Here is a 17036-nt window from a genome sequence, read left to right on the forward strand (position 1 = left end):
CGGAGTGAACCACTGGCTACTTCTTGACCGTCACGGTGGACAGATCGAGTTCACGCAGCGAGCTCATGCGGACGTTGTCCAGCCGCTCGGACCAGGCGTACTGCGCGGTCTGGTTCCACAGCGGGATGACCGGGAAGTCCTCGGCCAGCACGCGCTCGGCCTCCTGGTAGAGCTTGTTGGCCTCTTCCACGCTGGGCGCGGCGTCGGCCTTGACCAGCAGGTCGTCGACCTTCTTGCTCGTGTAACCGGAGTCGTTCGCGGAAGCATCCGTGCGGTAGATCTGGTTGAGGAAGTTCTCGATCGACGGGTAGTCGGCGATCCAACCAGCGCGGAAGATGCTCTTCATGGCCTTGGCGTTGATCTGCTGACGGGTCTCAGCGAACGTCGGGATCGGGGTGTAGGTGCACTCCAGGCCCAGGGCGTTCTTGATGCTGTTACACGTCGCGGTCATCCACTCCTTGTGGCCACCGTCAGCGTTCGTGGTGAGCTCGATCGTGCCCGTGAAGCCGGACTTGGCCAGGAATTCCTTGGCCTTCGTCGGGTTGAACGTGCAGAGCTCGCCACACTGGCCCTTGGCGTAGCCGGGGACCGCCGGGTTGACCCAGCCATCGGCCGGAAGGCGGGTGCCTTCGAAGATCTTGTCGACGATCTCCTGGCGGTTGATGGCCAGCGAGATGGCCTTGCGCAGGTCCGGGCTCGCGTACTTCGCGTCGTACAGGGGGAACGTCAGGGTCTGGTTGCCCATGTACGGCGTCGAGCCGTTGCGGTCCGGCATGTCCGTCTTGTACTTGCCACCGGCGAGGCCGGACGACGGAACGGTGTCCAGGAAGTCGAGCTCACCGGACACGGTCGCGGTGTAGGCGGCTTCGTTGGACTCGAAGATCTTGAACACGAGGTCCTTGAACTTCGCCTTGCCCGGGCCGACGTAATCGTCGTTGCGGGTCAGGGTGATGTCGGCGTTCGGCGTCCGCGAGACGAACTTGAACGGGCCGTTGCCGACCGGCTTGGCCTCGAACGCCTTCGGGTCGGCGAAGAACGAGTCCGGCATCGGGTAGTACGGGTTGTAGCCGAGCTTCAGCGGGAAGACCGAGAAGGGCGCGCTCAGGGTGATTTCGAAGGTCTTGTCGTCAATGACCTTGAGACCCTTCATCTCCTTCGTCGCGGGCTCCGGCGCGGTCTGCGGGCCGTCAGCGTCGGGGTCGGAGGTGTGGACGTCCTTGTACCCGTCGACCTGCTCGAAGAAGCTGGCGCCCTGGGTGCCGTTGGGGCTGTAGGCGGTCCAGTTCCAGGCGTCGACGTAGTTCTTCGCCTTGACCTCGGTGCCGTCGTGGAACTTCCAGCCCGGCTTCAAGGTGACCTTGTAGACCTTGGAGTCCGTGGTCTCGATCTTCTCGGCGTGCGCGTTCTTCGACTCACCGGTGACCGCGTCGTACTCGGTCAGGCCGACCCAGAGGGCGCGGATGACCTTGCTGCCGCCACTCTCATTGGTGTTGCCGGGGATCAGCGGGTTCTCGGGCTCAGTCGCGAACGCGGAGAGCTTGCCGTCCGGGTTCCCGGCGTCGCCGCCTCCCGGTGTGCCGCTGTCCTTGTCACTGCCGCCGCCGCAACCCGCGATCGTGAGCGCGAGTGCAAGGGGCATCACCGACGCTGCTATCCAGCGTGGTTTGCGCATGGGTCTCCTCCCAAGCTCGGGTCCGACGTGCTTTCGGGCTGTCCGCCATCGGGCTCCGTCGTCACGAAGCGGTACCGCCCGCTCCGAAAGTGAGTGGAAGTTAACCCGAGGGGCGAATCGACCGGCGTTCGAGGGCGTCACAAACGAGTCACAATCGAACCATGTTCATCCATTTGGGGGATATCTCGATCCAGAAGTGACCGGTATTCGAACACTCCCTATGTCCAATCACTGCCAGGTCATGGTTGAGACGCGGGTCACCTCGTCACTCAGGGTCAGGCGGTTCAATGATCGACAACGCGATCCCATCCAAGATGTCGTGTTCACTGGCCAGCAATTCTGTGATGCCCGTCTCAGAAAATAGCCGCTCAGCGATACTTTGCACGATCAAAGCCCCGCCCCCGATCACATCCACCCGACCGGGGTGCAAGACCGGCATCGCCGCCCGCTCTTCGTGACCCACGGTGAGCAATCGCCGCGCCGTGTCACGAATGCCGGATGCGGTCAGGTGAGACAGGTGGATTTCGTCCGAGTCGTACGCCGGCAGATTTAGGACAAGCGCGGAAAGTGTCGTCACCGTCCCCGCGACGCCGACCCATGTCCGCGCCTGCGCCACCGGCACCGCGTCGAACGCTTCGGCGAGGACGCCGTCGGCGACCTTGCGCGCCTCCGCGATCTGCGCCTCGGTGGGCGGGTCGTCGGGCAGGGCGCGCTCGGTGAGCCGCACGCAGCCGATGTCGACGGACTTGGCGGCCTGGATCGTGGCCTTCATTCCGTCCCACGTCCCGACGACGAACTCGGTCGAGCCGCCGCCGATGTCGGTCACCAGGAAGGGTCCGTCCTCGGGCGGGAGGTCGCCGACGGCGCCGATGAAGGACAGGCGGGCCTCCTCGTCCCCGGTGATCACCTCGGCTTCCACGCCGAGGACCTGGCGGGTCATGGCGAAGAAGTCGTCCCGGTTGCCCGCGTCGCGGGTGGCGGAGGTGGCGACCATGCGCACCCGCTCGGCCCCCTTGCGGCGCATGATCGCGACGTAGTCGGCCAGGGCGGCCCGGGTGCGCCCGATGGCCTCGGGCGCCAACATGCCGGTGGCGTCCACCCCCTGCCCCAACCGCACGATCCGCATTTCCCGGTGGACATCGCGCAACCAGACGGACCCGTCACCGCGGTGCGTCAAGTCGGCGACGAGCAGGCGGATGGAGTTCGTTCCACAGTCGATCGCGGCAACCCTCGTCATGCTCGGAAGCCTAGACATGCCAAGGCATCGAAGACCGTTTGTGTGGGGCGGGTTTCACCACATCGCGCACGCGCAACCCGGCCGCGCCACGCCGGACCTCGGCGGCCGGTTGGTCTATTGGGACAGTGGACCCACCGAGTGGCGGGCCTGGCGGATTACCGCCGGCCGGACCCGCGACACCCCAGCCCAGGTCGCCACCCCGACCGGCAGTCACACGAGGCCACAACCCGCCGATCGCCGATGAGTGCGGGAGTCGAGGGCCTAGGTGTACACGGATCGTCACGCCACCCCAGCACCCGCCGACCCCACCGGCCACTGATCGACTCTTCGTGCATCGCGCCGGAGCACGGCAAAGCCCCCACCCACCCCGGGGGGACGTCCCTTGGCCAGTCTATCGGCGGGGGGGGTGACGGAACCCGGGTTGTGGGTGGGGGCTGTGGATAAGCCCTGCGGGTGTGGATAAAGGTCAGGGAGCCGGGGTCGTGGGGACCGCCGAGCCCGCTTCACCACTGGGGGTGGTCGAGGGCGGCGGGGTGGTCGTGGGGGTGGCGCACGGGTCCGTGGGCCCCCCTGCGGACGGGGGTGGGGTCGTCGGCGTCGCCGTGGGCTCGCACGACGGGGTGGTCGTGGGCGGCGGGGTCGTCGTGGTCGACGACGTCGGCGGGGTCGTCGTGGTCGGCTGGGCCGAGGAGGTCGTCGACGACGAAGGGGGTGCGGACGTGGTCGTCGGCTGCGTGGAGCCAGGCGTCGTGGAGCCAGGCGTCGTGGAGCCGGGCGTCGTGGAGCCGGGCGCGGTGGTGCTGGGCGCCGTGGACGACGGCGGCGGGATGATCACGCCGTTCGCGGGCGACGGGTAGACCGGGGCCGGGGCGGCCAGCTGCTCGATCTGGTCGACCGGGGTGGTCGGAACCGGCGTGACGCCCTTGGCGTAGGCCTCAGCCCAGTGCAGAACCGTGCGCACGTAGCTGTCGGAGTGGTTGTAGCGCCAGATCGCGGCGGACCGGTTGCGCGGGTCGGCCATGTTCATGCCGCCGGAGCACAGGTACTTCGCCGAACCGACCGTGGCGTCGTAGATGTTGTTCGGGTTGGTCTCGCCGTCGCCGTTGCCGTCGGAGGCGTAACCCTTCCACGTGGACGGGATGAACTGCATCGGGCCGACCGCGCGGTCCCAGCGGGCGTCGCCGTCGTAGCGGCCGCCGTCGGTGTCGCTGATCGCGGCGAAGCCGCCGCCGTTGAGGACCGGGCCGAGGATCGGGGACGCGGTGTTGCCGTGCGCGTCGACCCGGCCGCCGCGGGCGTGGTTGGACTCGATGCGGCCGATGCTGGCCAGCAGGGACCACTCCATGTTGCAGCCCGGAGTCGTGGTGTTGATCGTCTGGGTCGCGCGCATGTACGCGTCGAGCATGGTGCCCGGGATACCGAGGGGCCCGCTGGGCAGCGGGCCGTGGCCGAACGCGAGGACACCGGGGTCCCCAGCGGCGGCGAGCACCTCCGAGCCAAGCTCGCCGTTCTCCGGGCGTGAACCGTCGGCGCTGACCTCCGCCGGGTCGGTGAGACCGACCAGGCCGCCGCCCGCACTGCTGGCGAGCGCCACCTCGGTGGCGGCGTCCTCGCCCGAGACGTTGTACACCGGTTCACCGGCCGCGACCGCGGGAACGATCATCAACGCCCCCGCCGCGGCGACCGCACTGCGTCGCTTGCCAGTGCGCTTACCCCTGCCGGAGTCTCCGGACTTCGTCGCACTCACTGAAAATCAGCCCCTCGCTTGTCTGGCCGCCGGTGTGTTAACCGACCTGGGTGACGCTCCTCCGGCTATCTACCCTGCCTCATTCATCGCCATGAGTCACCGTCCTCGTAACAACTCGCGACAAAATAGGGTCGGAAGTCTGTTCATAGCTGCACTTCTGGGCACCAATTGTTAACCAGCGACACAATGTGTCACCGACCGGTGACGGAGTGACCGACCCTTCAGGTTGCACGGCGACGCGGATTAGTCTCAAGAAATGAGCGCGCCGCAGCCTCTCGACGCCACCCACCAGGTCACCAACCAACCCCCTCCCCTGCACGGTTTCGACCCCTTGGCCTGCGACCCGGCGCTGGTCGGGGCGTTGCGGGCGTTCGGATCGGACGGCGTCGTCGGGTCGCTGTCGGCGCTGGCGGTCGAGGCGGGCTCCGAAGTCGCCCGCGAGCACGGCAGGCTCGCCAACGAGAACCCGCCGACCCTGCGCACCCACGACCGCTACGGCAACCGGATCGACGAGGTCGACTTCCACCCGTCGTGGCACTGGCTGATGGGCCGGGCTGTGGCCCACGGGCTGCACGGCGCCCCATGGGCCGGTGGCGCCCACGCGCACCTGCGGCGGGCGGCGGCGTTCATGGTGTGGTCGCAGGTCGAGGCAGGCCACGGCTGCCCGATCTCGATGACCTACGCGGCCGTGCCCGCGCTGCGGCACAACCCGGAGGTGGCCGCCCGGTTCGAGCCGGGGCTGGTCTCGCCGGTCTACGACCCGGGCCTGCGCGAGCCGGGCGCCAAGGCCGGGCTGCTCGCCGGGATGTCGATGACCGAGAAGCAGGGCGGCTCCGACGTCCGGACCAACACGACCGTCGCCACCCCACTCGCGGACGGGACGTACGCGCTCGTCGGGCACAAGTGGTTCACCTCGGCGCCGATGAACGACCTGTTCCTCACCCTCGCCCAAGCGCCCGGCGGGCTCACCTGCTTCGTGCTCCCCCGCGTGCTGCCCGACGGCACTCGCAACGCGCTGCGGCTGCGGCGGCTCAAGGACAAGCTCGGCAACAAGTCGAATGCCTCCTCCGAGATCGAGTACGCGAACGCGATCGGCTGGCGTCTCGGCGAAGAAGGCCGCGGGGTCCGCACGATCATCGAGATGGTCACGATGACCCGGCTCGACTGCGTGCTCGGCTCGACGGCGGGCATCCGGATCGCCCTGTCCGAGGCGGCCCACCACGTGGCTCACCGGTCGGCGTTCGGCACCGTGCTGCGCAAGCAGCCCGCCATGGCGGCGGTGATCGCGGACTTGGCGCTGGAGTCCGAGGCCGCAACGGTGCTCGCCCTGCGCCTAGCGTCCGAAGTGGACAGCGGGGGCGGGCTGTTGCGACTCGCGCTGCCCGCGGCGAAGTTCTTCATCTGCAAACGCGCGCCCATGGTCGTGGCGGAGGCGTTGGAGTGCCTGGGCGGCAACGGCTATGTCGAGGAATCAGGTATGCCCAGGCTCTACCGCGAGGCGCCGCTGATGTCCATCTGGGAGGGCTCGGGGAACGTCACCGCCCTCGACGTGCTGCGGGCGATCTCGCGTGAGCCGTCCAGTGTGGACGGCCTGTTCGAGGAACTCGCCACCACCATGGGCGCGGATTCCCGGCTGGACGCGGCGGTCTCGGACCTGGAAGCCGAGATCGAGGCGGCCACACCCGCGCGGGCCCGGCGGGTCGCCGAGCTGATCACCCTGTGCCTGCAGGGAAGCCTGCTGGTCCGGCACGCCCCCGAAGTGGCCGACGCGTTCCTCGCGTCGCGCTTCGGCGAGCGCAGCGGAGTGCTCGGGGTGCTGCCTGCCGAGGTCGACACCGCGGCCCTGGTGGACCGGGTCACCCCCGGTGTCGCCGTGCCGTCGGCCTAGTTCGCCGCGCACTCGCCGGTCGGGTAGGTCTCGGACAGCAGGGCCAAAGCCTCGTCGCCGAACGGGTTGACGCCGGGGCCCTTGGCCAAGGCGTGCGCGACGTGCACGTGCAGGCACTTGACCCGGGTAGGCATGCCGCCCGCGCTGACGTCGGTCCCCAGCGACTCGATGGCGTCCCGCTCGGCCAGGTAGTCGTTGTGCGCGGCCAGGTACTGCGCGGCCAGCGCCTCGTCCTCGGCCAGCCGGTCGGTCATCTCCTTCATGAGACCGGTGGTCTCGAGGGTGGAGATCTGCGACGCGAGCTTGTTGCAGGTCAAGTAGTACAGCGTCGGGAACGGCGTGCCGTCTTCAAGCCGCGGGCTCGTCTGGATCACCGACGGGTGACCGCTGGGACAGCGGGCCGCGACGGCGCGGGTGCCGCGCGGCACCCGGCCGAGCTGCTGGGCGACCATGGCGATGTCGGCCTCGCTGACCGGCTCGAGGGTCACCGGCCCGCTCCGTGCACCGAGTCCCACAGCGCCTGGTACCAGGCCTGCTGCGAGATCGGGTGGGTCGGGCGCTCACCCGCGCCGGGGCCACCCGCCTCGGCGGGCAACTCGACCATGTAGGGCGTCTCCCCTGGCATCACGTACCGCAATCTCCTCTTGGCTTCGGCCTGGATCTGCGCGGGGTCGGCCAGCTGCGCCTTGCGCCGCTCCAGTTCCTCGACCTCGGCCCGCAACTCGGCCTGCCGCCGCTCCTGGATCTGCACGTCGGACCGCTGCGACAGGTAGGTCCGCAGCGGCACCGCCACGCTCAGGGCAAGCGCGCCGACCACGGTCGCGAGCACCGCGGCGCGACGCGTCGTCGACAACCCGAGCGGGCCGAGCCGGGCGCCGCGCTTGGCGGGCTGACGCTTGGGCGGTTCCTTCGCGGGAGCCGCGGCGGCCGGGCGCGTACGGCGGACACTCTCAGGTCGGCGAGCGGCGGATGCCCCGCCACGCCTGCCGCCCCGATCGCCTCCGCGCCCGGCCATCGGACTCAGGACTCCGGCGTGAAGCGCGGGAACGCGAGGTCGCCCGCGTACCGCGCGGCGTCGCCGAGGGTCTCCTCGATGCGCAGCAGCTGGTTGTACTTCGCGGTGCGCTCACCGCGGGCGGGGGCGCCGGTCTTGATCTGGCCCACGCCGGTCGCGACGGCGAGGTCGGCGATCGTGGTGTCCTCGGTCTCGCCGGAGCGGTGGCTCATCATGCTGCGGTAGCCGTAGGACGTGGCCAGGGTGACCGCGTCGAGCGTCTCCGACAGGGTGCCGATCTGGTTGACCTTCACCAGCAGCGCGTTCGCGGCGCGGCGGGCGATGCCCTCTTCGAGCCGGTCCGGGTTGGTGACGAACAGGTCGTCGCCGACGATCTGCACGCGCTCGCCGATCTCGGCGGTCATGCGCACCCAGCCGTCCCAGTCGTCCTCGGACAGCGGGTCCTCGATGGAGACCATCGGGTAGTCGTTGATCAGCTGCGTGTAGTACGCGATGAGCTGCTCGGCGCTCTTCTTGGCGCCCTCGAAGCTGTACGCGCCGTCGGAGTAGAACTCCGTGGCGGCGACGTCGAGCGCGAGCGCGATGTCGCGGCCCGGGCGGTAGCCCGCCTTCTCGATGGCGACCAGGATCAGGTCCAGCGCCTCGCGGTTGTTGGCCAGGCTCGGCGCGAAGCCGCCCTCGTCGCCGAGGCCGGTGCCCAGGCCCTTGCTCTTCAGCACGGACTTGAGCGAGTGGTACACCTCGGTGCCCCAGCGCAGACCCTCGCGGAAGCTCTCCGCGCCGATGGGCGCGATCATGAACTCCTGGATGTCCACGTCGGTGTCGGCGTGCGCGCCACCGTTGAGGATGTTGAGCATCGGCACCGGAAGCACGTGCGCGTTCGGGCCGCCCAGGTAGCGGAACAGCTCCAGGCCGCTGGACTCGGCCGCCGCCTTCGCCACGGCCAGGGAGACGCCGAGGATGGCGTTGGCGCCCAGGCGCGACTTGTCCGGCGTGCCGTCGAGGTCGACCAGCTTCTGGTCGACGATGCGCTGGTCGACCGCGTCGATGCCTGCCAGCTCGGGGCCGATCTCGTCGAGGACCGCGGTGACGGCCTTCTCGACCCCCTTGCCGCCGTAGCGCTTCGGGTCGCCGTCGCGAAGCTCGACGGCCTCGTGCTCGCCCGTCGACGCCCCGGACGGGACCGCCGCTCGCGCCAGGGTCCCGTCGTCCAGCGCGACCTCCACCTCAATGGTGGGATTGCCGCGCGAGTCCAGGATCTCGCGTGCGCCGACCTGCTCGATGACCGCCACGTGGTGCTCCTCACAAAGCGTGCTGCGTACTCCGAGACGAGCCTAGCGGGGCGGGTGGGCGGCTCGCCGAAGGCACGTCGGGCGGGCCCGAATCGACCCCCGTACGGAGGTCGATGAACATCAATCTCCCCCGTATTGTGAGCGGATTATGAGCGAGAACGGCGGCGGTACCTTCGAGGCGTTTCGGCGGGCGGAGTCCCTGGTCGCGCACCACAGACCCCTGGACGCCCTCGCCGCGCTGGGCCCGGTCCTGGAGGCCGCGCCGGACGCGCCGAGCGTGCAACTGCTGGCCGGGCGGGCCTATCTGAACTCGGCGCAGTTCGGGCGTGCCGAGACGGCGTTCCGCCGGGTGCTGGAACTCGACCCCACTGATCATTACGCGATGTTCGCGCTCGGTCGCACACTGCAACGGCAGAGCCGTTTCGTGGAGGCGCTGACCCAATTGCGGCTCGCGGTGGCGATGAACCCGCTGCCGGAGTACCAGGAAGCCCTCGGCGAGGTGAACGCGCGGATCGCGTTGCGGCGCGACCGCTGACCCAGTGGTGCGCTAGCCGAGTTCGGCGACCTTGCGGGCGTAGGCGTCGGCGCCGCTGTAGACATCGCGGCCGTACTGCAGTGATTTGTTGTAGGTGAGCACGGCCTTCCACCAGCCTTCGCCGGTGGCGAGGTCGCCGCCGCTCGCGCACAGGTAGCGGGCCGCGGTCAGCGCCGCGTCGTCGACGTTCTGCGGGTCGGGTGGGGCGCCGTCGCCGTTGGCGCGCTTGGCCCACTTGCCCCACGTGGTCGGGAGGAACTGCATCGAGCCGACCGCCCGGTCCCACTCGCGGTCGCCGTCGAGCGCGCCGCCGTCGGTGTCGCGGATGGCCTGCACACCGGGTGAGCCGTTGAGCGGCACGCCGATGATCGGCTTGGTCAGGGTGCCCTCATCGGTGACGCGGGTTCCGCGGAAGTGGCCGTGGTGGGACTCGACCCGGCCGATGCCCGCGAGCGTGGCCCACGTGAGGTTGCAGCCGGGATTGTTCGCCCGGGTGTCCAGATCGGCGTTGACGTAGGCGATCAGCGTGCGGACCGGGATGTCGGTCGCCGGGCCGACCTTCTCCGCCCACAGGCGCACGTCCGAGCCGCTCGGCAGGGACCTGGCCTGCGCGAGCGCGGTGCCGGGCAGGACGTCGAGGTCGGGCACCCGGAATCGTTCCACGGTCTCGCGCTCGACCGGCTTGTCGGCCTTGACGACCAGCATCGCCGCTCCCGCGACGGTCGCCAGGAGGACGGCCGCGACCAGCAACCGGCCGACCAGCCCGCGCCTGCCGGGTCGCGATGGACTCGGAGACGGCGGTGCCGGCGGCACGGGAGTCGAGGTCGGCGTCACCCAACCAGGTTACGTTGCCTGGAGCGTCAGTTTGTCCGAAACGTGCCGATCACGGCTCCTTGACGGCCCGCACGGCGAACATCAGCGGGATGCGTGGAGCGCTTTCCGGCAGCCGGTGCCACGCCCCTCCGGTGCTGGTCATCGTCTGCCAGCGCGGCCACGGGATCTCTTCGGACTCACGCAGCAGGGTGATCCGAAGACCGGCGCGGACGATGGCGGTGACGGTCTCGCCGAGGCCGTGGCGCCACTCGTAGTACGCCAGGTCGGCGGGCAGGTGCGGACCGTCGGTGTAGGTGCGTGAGCCGTCCATCCGGAGGTGGCCGCGGCCGCCGAGGTAGTCGTGGCGCAGCAGCAGGTCCTGGCTCCCGTCGGCGGCCGGGATCGGCCCGAGCGCGTCGAGCAGCGGGTGGAAGTCGACGAGGTAGAACTGGCCGCCGGGGCGCAGCAGGGCGCTGACCTGCTCGGCCCACGCGGTGAGGTCGGGCAGGTAGCACAGCGCGCCCTTGCCGCTGTAGACGATGTCGAACCTGGTGCGCCCCAACGCTTCGGCCGCCGTGTAGACGTCGGACTTGACGTACTCGGCGGCCAGGCCCGCCGCCTCGGCGAGCCGTCGGGCGGCCGCCACCGACTCGCCGCTGATGTCGAGCCCCACCACCCGCGCGCCGCGGTGGGCGAACGCGAGGGTCTCGGCGCCGATGTGGCACTGCAGGTGGGCCACGTCCTTGCCCTCGACGTCGCCGAGGTCGGACCACTCGTAGTCGGCGAACCAGTCGCCGGGGTCGCGGGTGGCCACGCTGTAGAAGTCACTGGCCACGTGGATCGGTGTGCGCGCGTCCCAGTTGGCTTCGTTCGCCCGGATCATCCGCTCGGTGTCGCCGTCGAATCCCATGGTCCCCATGGTGCCGGTCATTCGCGCAGAACCGAGCGGAGCCGGGTTTCGAACGCCGCGGGATCGTCGACGAAGCCGATGTGGCCGCCGGGGAACGTCGTGGTCTCGATGCCGAGCGCGGCGGCGAGGGCGTTCGACGCGCGCTCGCAGAACTGGCCCGCCGATTCCTCGCCGAGGCCGATCACGACGCGGGTCCCGACCGCGCGCAGGGCGGCGAGATCGGGCTGCCGGCAGGTGGACGGAAGCAGTTCGTGCGCGAACCAGAACCGCTCGTCGGCGAACCGCTGCGGCTCACGCTCACCGCCGAACATCTCCTGGAACACCGGCTCCGGCAGGAAGATGTTCGCTTGCGCCAAGAACTTCCGCCAGGCTCCCTCGGCGTCGCCCGCCAGGTGGGTGGCGATCATGTCCTCGGCGTTCGCGCGGATCCGGTCGCGGTCGTCGAGCAGCTCGGCGAGTGGGCATGCCGCTCCCGGACGTCGACAGTCCGCACTCGGACCTGGCTGCGGACCGGTCAACCGATGCCAACCCCACTCGATCCGCCGACTCGCGCACCACGGACAGCGATTACCGAGGAGGTACCGAGACGGTAACATCCCACCGACTGACCAGCCCCGAGCCGCCTCACTGCTGAACATCGCCGACGCCTATCAGGACTCCCGGGAACTTCCGTCCCTCGATCCACGCGACCGAGTAGTTGCCAACCTTTTGACCAGCCTGACTGTCATCCTCACCGCCTCCCAAGCTGTGTCGCGGTCAGTCCAGTGCGGGCAGGTCGGGTGGGGTGGCTGCCGGGATCGCCGATAAACCCTCCAACGCGAGGCGGATGGCGGTGTCGAGTTGGGGGTCGCGGGCCGCGGCGTGGTCTTGCGGGGTGACCACGACCTCGACATCCGGGTCGACGCCGTAGTTCTCGACGCCCCAGCCGGGGCCGCGCATCCAGGTGGCGTAGCGGGGTTGGGTGATCAGGGTGCCGTCGACCAGGTGGTACCTGTTGTCGATCCCGATGACCCCGCCCCAGGTCCTGGTGCCGACCACCGGGCCGATGCCGAGGGCTTGGATGGCAGCGTTGACGATGTCGCCGTCCGAGCCGGCGAACTCGTCGGCGACGGCGACGATCGGGCCGCGTGGGGCGTCCAGCGGGTAGGTCTCGTCGTAGTAGCCGTCGCGGGCGCGGGACCAGCCGACGATCTTGCGGCTGAGCTTCTCGATGACCAGCTGCGACAGGTGCCCGCCGCGGTTCTCCCGGAGGTCGACGACCACCGCGTCGCGGCGCATCTCCAGGCGCAGGTCGCGGTGGAGTTGGGCCCAGCCGCTGGCGACCATGTCGGGGACGTGCAGGTAGCCGACCTTCCCGCCGGTCGCGGCGTGGACATGGTCGCGCCTGCCCGCGACCCAGGCCTGGTAGCGCAGCGGCATGTCGTCGAGCAGGGGCACGACCACGACCCGGCGGTGCTCGCCGCCGCCCTTGGGGGCGATCGTCAGCTCGACCGGGTTGCCCGCGGTGCCGACCAGCAGCGGCGCGGGTCCGTGGGCGGGCCGGACCGGCCTGCCGTCGACCTCGACGATCGCGTCGCCGACGCGCACGGCCACGCCCGGGGCGCGCAGCGGTGACCGGGCGCGCGGGTCGGAGCTCTCCCCCGGCACGATCCTGGTGATCCGCCAGCGGCCGTCCTCGTCGCACGCGAGGTCGGCGCCCAGGAGACCGAGCCTGCGTTTGTGGTCGGCCCCCGTGCCGGGCGGGGCGAGGTAGGCGTGGGAGGTGCCCAGTTCGCCCTGCACCTCCCACAGCAGGTCGACGAGTTCGTCATGGGAGCCAAGGGTTTCCACGAGCGGGCGGTACCGGTCGAGCACGCCCGGCCAGTCGACGCCGCCCATGTCCGCGCGCCAGAAGTGGTCGCGCATGAGCCTGCCCGCCTCGTCGAACGACTGGCGCCACTCGGCGGCCGGGTCGATCTCGACGCGGATCCGGCTCAGGTCGACGGTGATGTTGTCCTCGGACCCGTCGTCGGAGTCCGGCCTGCGGTCGGCGGGCAGGACCCGCAGCGTCGCGCCGTCGCGGACGACGACGCGGTGGCCGTCGCCGCTGGTCCAGAACTCGTCGAGGCCGTCGACGAGGGTGTCGGCCTTGAGCTTGGCCAGGTCGAACCGCTCCAGCGCGGCCCTCGGGGCGTCTTCGCCGAGGTCGTCGAGGTCATCACCCAGCGAGCCGACAAGCGGATCGCAGAGCCAGAGCACGCCGCCCTTCGCCGCGCGCAACTGCGAATAGCGCGCCGCTGCCACTGGGAAGGCGACCACCCGGTCGGCGATGCCTTCGAGGTCGACGCCCGTCCGCGGCACCTCGCCGTCGGACTTGTCGCCGTCGGACTTGTCCTTGTCGTCGGCGTCGCCGAACGGCCTGCCCTCACGCAGCGGCGCGAACGGCGACGGCGTGGTGGCGGCGAGCGGCACCAGGTAGGGCCTGCTGCCGTTGGCGAAGGACAGGTCGAACACGTGCACGTCGTAGATCGGGTCGAAGCTGCGGGTCGACAGGAATGCGATGTGCTTGCCGTCCTGGGTGAACGCCGGATCGGAGTCGACGAACCGCAGCGGCGTGACATCCACAATGGACAGATTGGTCGTGTTGACCATTCTGATGTGCCGCAGCGGATCCGGTCCGGGATGCGACCACGCGAGCCAGCCCGAGTCCGGGGAGAACGCCAGTCCGGTCGGGTCCATCTCCTGGGCCTTGACCACCTCGCGGATCTCGCCGCTGTCCGCGTCGACGAGCAGCAGCCTGCCGTCGTGGGTCACGACGCCGACGCGCCTGCCGTCCGGTGAGGCGGCCAGTTCCAGCACGCGCCCAAGCTCCCCCGCGCCCACCCGGCGCGGGCTGACGCCTGTCGCCCGCCCTTCGACCGGGGCGAACTCCAGGGCGTCCTCGCCCTCCGCATCGCTCACCCACACGGCCTGGTCGGTGTCGCCGAGGACCTGCGGCAACCGTGCCCGCACACCGGGTTCCACCGACAGCACCCGCGCGGGCCCGTCGCGGTGGGTGAGCCAGTGGACGGTCCCGCGCACCTCGACCGCGCTGGCCCGACCGGTCGAGTCCGGTCCGACGTCGCCGATGAAGCGCGCGGGCGAAAGCCGGTAGGGCTGGCGGGATCCGCGTGGACCGCCGAGTCGGACGTCGAGTTCACGGGGTTCGGCGTCGAGGCTGTCGAGCAGCCACAGCGACCCCGCGCTGTGGTAGATCACCCGCGTGCCGTCGGTGCTGGGGTTGCGGGCGTAGAACTTGTGGTCGCTGTGCGTGCGGAGGTCGCCGCCGTCCGGGTCGCACGAGTAGATGTTGCCGATGCCCTCGTGGTCGGACAGGAACGCGATCCGACCGCCGACCCACATCGGCGACACGAGATGTCCGTCCACTTCGGACAGGATGCGGTGGAAGTCGCCGTGACCCTCGCGATCGACCCACACCTTGCCCGCCGTGCCACCGCGATAACGCTTCCACCACGCGGGTTCGACCGAGATCACCGACCCCAGAACCACACCCTCCGGGCCGATCGACAAGGCGTCCAGCGGGCCGTACGGGAGCACCCGGCTGGGCCCGCCCGCAAGCGGGACCGCGTGCGCCCAGCGGTGCCGAATGGACGATCGGCCGGTCGTCGTGTTCGCGATGACCTCGCCCTCGGGCGTCCACCCGAGCACGGACGTGTTGACGTCGCCCCAGTACGTCAGCCGGTCGCTTGGCCCGCCGTCGACCGGCGCGGCGTGCACCTCCGGCTCCACGTCGCGGGTGCTCGCCCAGGCCAGCGTGCTTCCGTCGGGCGAGAATCGCGGGTTCCGCACGGGCACCTTGTCGGCGGAGACCCGCCAGGCGCGGCCGCCGTCGACCGGGGCCAGCCACACATCGTCCTCGGCGACGAAGGTGATCAGGTCCTGGTGCAGATGTGGGAATCGGAGGTAGGCGTCGGTCACACCCCCAAGTTAGCGAGATCCGCCGACATCTGCCCGAAGTTGTCCACAGGTGGTCAGTCCGGCCAGTGCTTTCGCCAGATGTCGTGGGTCATCTCGGGTTCACCACTGGCCTTGGCGGAGCGTTCCGCGTCACGGACCTGGCTCGCGAAGCGGCGGGCCACGGCCCGCAGTTCCGCCTCCGGGTCTTGCCCGGCGAGCTTCGCCAGCGCGGCGAGGTCGAACAGCCGGGAGCCGACATCGGTGTGCTTGGGCAGCAGGTCGCCGGGCAGTCCCGCGCGGGCCGTGCGCTGCGCCAGCTTGGCGGCGAGGGCGAGCGCGGGCTGCCCCATCGCCACTCCGTCCACACTGGACTCGCGACGCTTCTCCTGCTGTTTGAGCTCTTCCCAGCGGTTTTCCTGAGTCGCCGCGTCGCGGACCGCCGGGTCGCCGCCCGCGAACACGTGCGGGTGCCTGCCGACGAGCTTCGCGACCAGCTCGGCCGCGACGTCGTCGATGGTGAACGGGTCCTCGCCGTCCTCTTCGGCCACGCGCGAGTGGAAGAGAACTTGGAGCAGGACGTCGCCCAGTTCCTCGCGCAGCGCCGGACGGTCGCCTTCCTCGATCGCTTCGAGCAGCTCGAAGCACTCCTCGACGAGGTACTGCCGCAGCGAGTCGTGCGTCTGCTCGGCATCCCAGGGGCAGCCGCCGGGCGAGCGCAGCCGGTCCATGACCTGGGCGGCGGCGACAAGGCCCGCCCCCGCGGTGACGCGCACCGGCGAACCGGCAGCGACCAGTTCGGCGACCGCGTCCAACGATGACGTCAGCACCACGACCTCGCCCGCTTCGGGGGCGACGTCAGCGGGCATCGGGGCATCGCCTAGAGCCGGGTCGACCTCACCCGCGACGTACACCTTCGCCGCCGCGCGCAGCAGTGGCACCGCGTCCGCCGGAATCGTGTTCCCGCGAACCAGCACCACCGCGACCGTCATGGGGTCGTGTTCTTGATGGGGATGACCACGCCCTTGGTCTCACCCTCGCTCGGCGCGATCTCCATGCCCGCGAGGTCCCACACGCCGTAGCGGGGGCTGATCTCCACGCCCACCTGCTGGGAGGTGCCCTGCAGCATGCGCGGGCCGAGGGTGGTGGCCAGCCGGGCGTCGGCGGGCTTGTCGTCCGGGCCGGGGGCGGCGTCGGTCTCGCGCTTGCGGATCACGGCGACCACCCAGCCCGCGTTCTCCGGGTTGGGCTGAAAGGCGATCACGCTGTTGAGCGGGGCGCCGAACAGCACGGTCCCCGCGATGTCCGGCGCGAGCGCCGGGGTGATCGTCTCGCCGCGCGCCGCCTGCAGGCCGCCCGCCATGTCGGCGTCGATGATCTTGCCTGCTTCGTCGAGGCTCACGGCGAGCTGGTTGGCCTTGGCGACGGCCTTGTCGCGCAGCGAGCCCGGCTTGTCGTCGGGGCCGCCGGGGGCGATGAGGGTGAAGTCGAAGGTGACCGACAGACCCGGGGCCTGCTTGCGGCCGATCTCGGCCAGCGCGAGGTAGTCCCGTGCGATCTCGGTGGGCTCGAAGGCCCGGTTGACCGCCTGGTCGACGATCTGCCCCGGCGATGCGGACCCGTCGGTCGGCAGCGGCTGGAACGAGCCGGACAGCTGCCCGGCCAGCTCGGTCACCGTGGCCTCGTTGATGGCCAGGTTCTCCTTGGCGGTGTACGCCGCGATCAGCTCGTGCAGGACCAGCTGGCGCAGCACGGCCCGCGAGAGCAGGTCGAGCTTGCGCTGGTCGGCGAGCTGCTGGACGGCGGGCTCGGCCTGTCGGGCCTTGTCCACCAGCTCCTGCACCCGGTTGACCCCGATGGTCTTGCCATTGACTATGGCGGCGGCGTTGGCCTGGCCCGGCCCCGTGGAGCAGGCGCTGAGCAGCAGCCCGAACACGGCGAGCAGGACGACGAGCGGGCGTCGACGACGAATGACGGTGGTCACAGTGCCGTAG

The 17036-nt window shown here is 70.3% G+C and carries 14 protein-coding genes; 2 read left to right on the top strand and 12 right to left on the bottom strand.

The features are described from left to right. Nucleotides 1-16 precede the first annotated feature (16 nt). The 3 genes from ACUZ2Y_RS15730 to ACUZ2Y_RS15740 all read right to left on the bottom strand — a co-directional run bounded on the left by ACUZ2Y_RS15730 (nucleotide 17) and on the right by ACUZ2Y_RS15740 (nucleotide 4572). Nucleotides 17-1639 (bottom strand): peptide ABC transporter substrate-binding protein, encoded by a 1623-nt coding sequence (locus ACUZ2Y_RS15730; RefSeq protein ID WP_476319438.1) that lies wholly within the window; start codon nucleotides 1637-1639, stop codon nucleotides 17-19. Nucleotides 1640-1937: 298 nt separating this feature from the next. Next, entirely contained in the window at nucleotides 1938-2909 is a 972-nt protein-coding gene (locus tag ACUZ2Y_RS15735) for a Ppx/GppA phosphatase family protein (protein ID WP_476319440.1), read from the bottom strand. A gap of 466 nt (nucleotides 2910-3375) precedes the next feature. Continuing rightward, nucleotides 3376-4572: a lytic transglycosylase domain-containing protein gene (locus ACUZ2Y_RS15740; protein ID WP_476319442.1), complete on the bottom strand. Its 1197-nt coding sequence runs from the start codon at nucleotides 4570-4572 to the stop codon at nucleotides 3376-3378. A 340-nt stretch (nucleotides 4573-4912) separates the two neighbouring features. On the opposite strand from ACUZ2Y_RS15740, the gene ACUZ2Y_RS15745 reads away from it, so the two are divergent. Beyond that, entirely contained in the window at nucleotides 4913-6544 is a 1632-nt protein-coding gene (locus ACUZ2Y_RS15745) for an acyl-CoA dehydrogenase family protein (protein ID WP_476319444.1), read from the top strand. On the opposite strand, the gene ACUZ2Y_RS15750 is transcribed toward ACUZ2Y_RS15745, so the two are convergent. From ACUZ2Y_RS15750 to eno, 3 genes are read right to left on the bottom strand one after another with little or no spacing between them, the layout of a single operon-like run. Then, entirely contained in the window at nucleotides 6541-6996 is a 456-nt protein-coding gene (locus tag ACUZ2Y_RS15750; protein WP_476331860.1) for a DUF501 domain-containing protein, read from the bottom strand. The two genes, ACUZ2Y_RS15745 and ACUZ2Y_RS15750, sit on opposite strands and share 4 nt — an antisense overlap. A gap of 32 nt (nucleotides 6997-7028) precedes the next feature. After that, nucleotides 7029-7559, bottom strand: a complete 531-nt coding sequence (locus ACUZ2Y_RS15755; protein WP_476319446.1) for an FtsB family cell division protein — start codon at nucleotides 7557-7559, stop codon at nucleotides 7029-7031. 5 nt (nucleotides 7560-7564) lie between these two features. After that, nucleotides 7565-8851, bottom strand: coding sequence for a phosphopyruvate hydratase (gene eno / locus ACUZ2Y_RS15760; protein ID WP_476319448.1), 1287 nt, complete (start codon nucleotides 8849-8851; stop codon nucleotides 7565-7567). A gap of 148 nt (nucleotides 8852-8999) precedes the next feature. On the opposite strand from eno, the gene ACUZ2Y_RS15765 reads away from it, so the two are divergent. Next, entirely contained in the window at nucleotides 9000-9386 is a 387-nt protein-coding gene (locus tag ACUZ2Y_RS15765) for a tetratricopeptide repeat protein (RefSeq protein WP_476319450.1), read from the top strand. A gap of 12 nt (nucleotides 9387-9398) precedes the next feature. Here the strand turns inward: ACUZ2Y_RS15765 and ACUZ2Y_RS15770 are convergent, their stop codons facing one another. The 6 genes from ACUZ2Y_RS15770 to ACUZ2Y_RS15795 all read right to left on the bottom strand — a co-directional run bounded on the left by ACUZ2Y_RS15770 (nucleotide 9399) and on the right by ACUZ2Y_RS15795 (nucleotide 17026). Then, nucleotides 9399-10220, bottom strand: a complete 822-nt coding sequence (locus ACUZ2Y_RS15770; RefSeq protein WP_476319452.1) for a lytic transglycosylase domain-containing protein — start codon at nucleotides 10218-10220, stop codon at nucleotides 9399-9401. 49 nt (nucleotides 10221-10269) lie between these two features. After that, complete coding sequence (locus ACUZ2Y_RS15775; protein WP_476319454.1) at nucleotides 10270-11109, bottom strand: class I SAM-dependent methyltransferase; 840 nt, start codon at nucleotides 11107-11109, stop codon at nucleotides 10270-10272. Nucleotides 11110-11126: 17 nt separating this feature from the next. Beyond that, nucleotides 11127-11627, bottom strand: coding sequence for a hypothetical protein (locus tag ACUZ2Y_RS15780; RefSeq protein WP_476319457.1), 501 nt, complete (start codon nucleotides 11625-11627; stop codon nucleotides 11127-11129). 238 nt (nucleotides 11628-11865) lie between these two features. Further along, on the bottom strand, nucleotides 11866-15066 hold the full coding sequence (locus ACUZ2Y_RS15785; RefSeq protein ID WP_476319459.1) for a S41 family peptidase: 3201 nt from the start codon (nucleotides 15064-15066) through the stop codon (nucleotides 11866-11868). Nucleotides 15067-15119: 53 nt separating this feature from the next. Next, complete coding sequence (locus ACUZ2Y_RS15790; RefSeq protein WP_476319461.1) at nucleotides 15120-16034, bottom strand: nucleoside triphosphate pyrophosphohydrolase; 915 nt, start codon at nucleotides 16032-16034, stop codon at nucleotides 15120-15122. Continuing rightward, nucleotides 16031-17026, bottom strand: coding sequence for a SurA N-terminal domain-containing protein (locus ACUZ2Y_RS15795; protein ID WP_476319463.1), 996 nt, complete (start codon nucleotides 17024-17026; stop codon nucleotides 16031-16033). The genes ACUZ2Y_RS15790 and ACUZ2Y_RS15795 overlap by 4 nt, the downstream gene beginning before the upstream one ends. Between the last annotated feature and the right edge of the window lie 10 nt (nucleotides 17027-17036).

It is taken from the genome of Actinokineospora sp. UV203 (assembly GCF_056323665.1).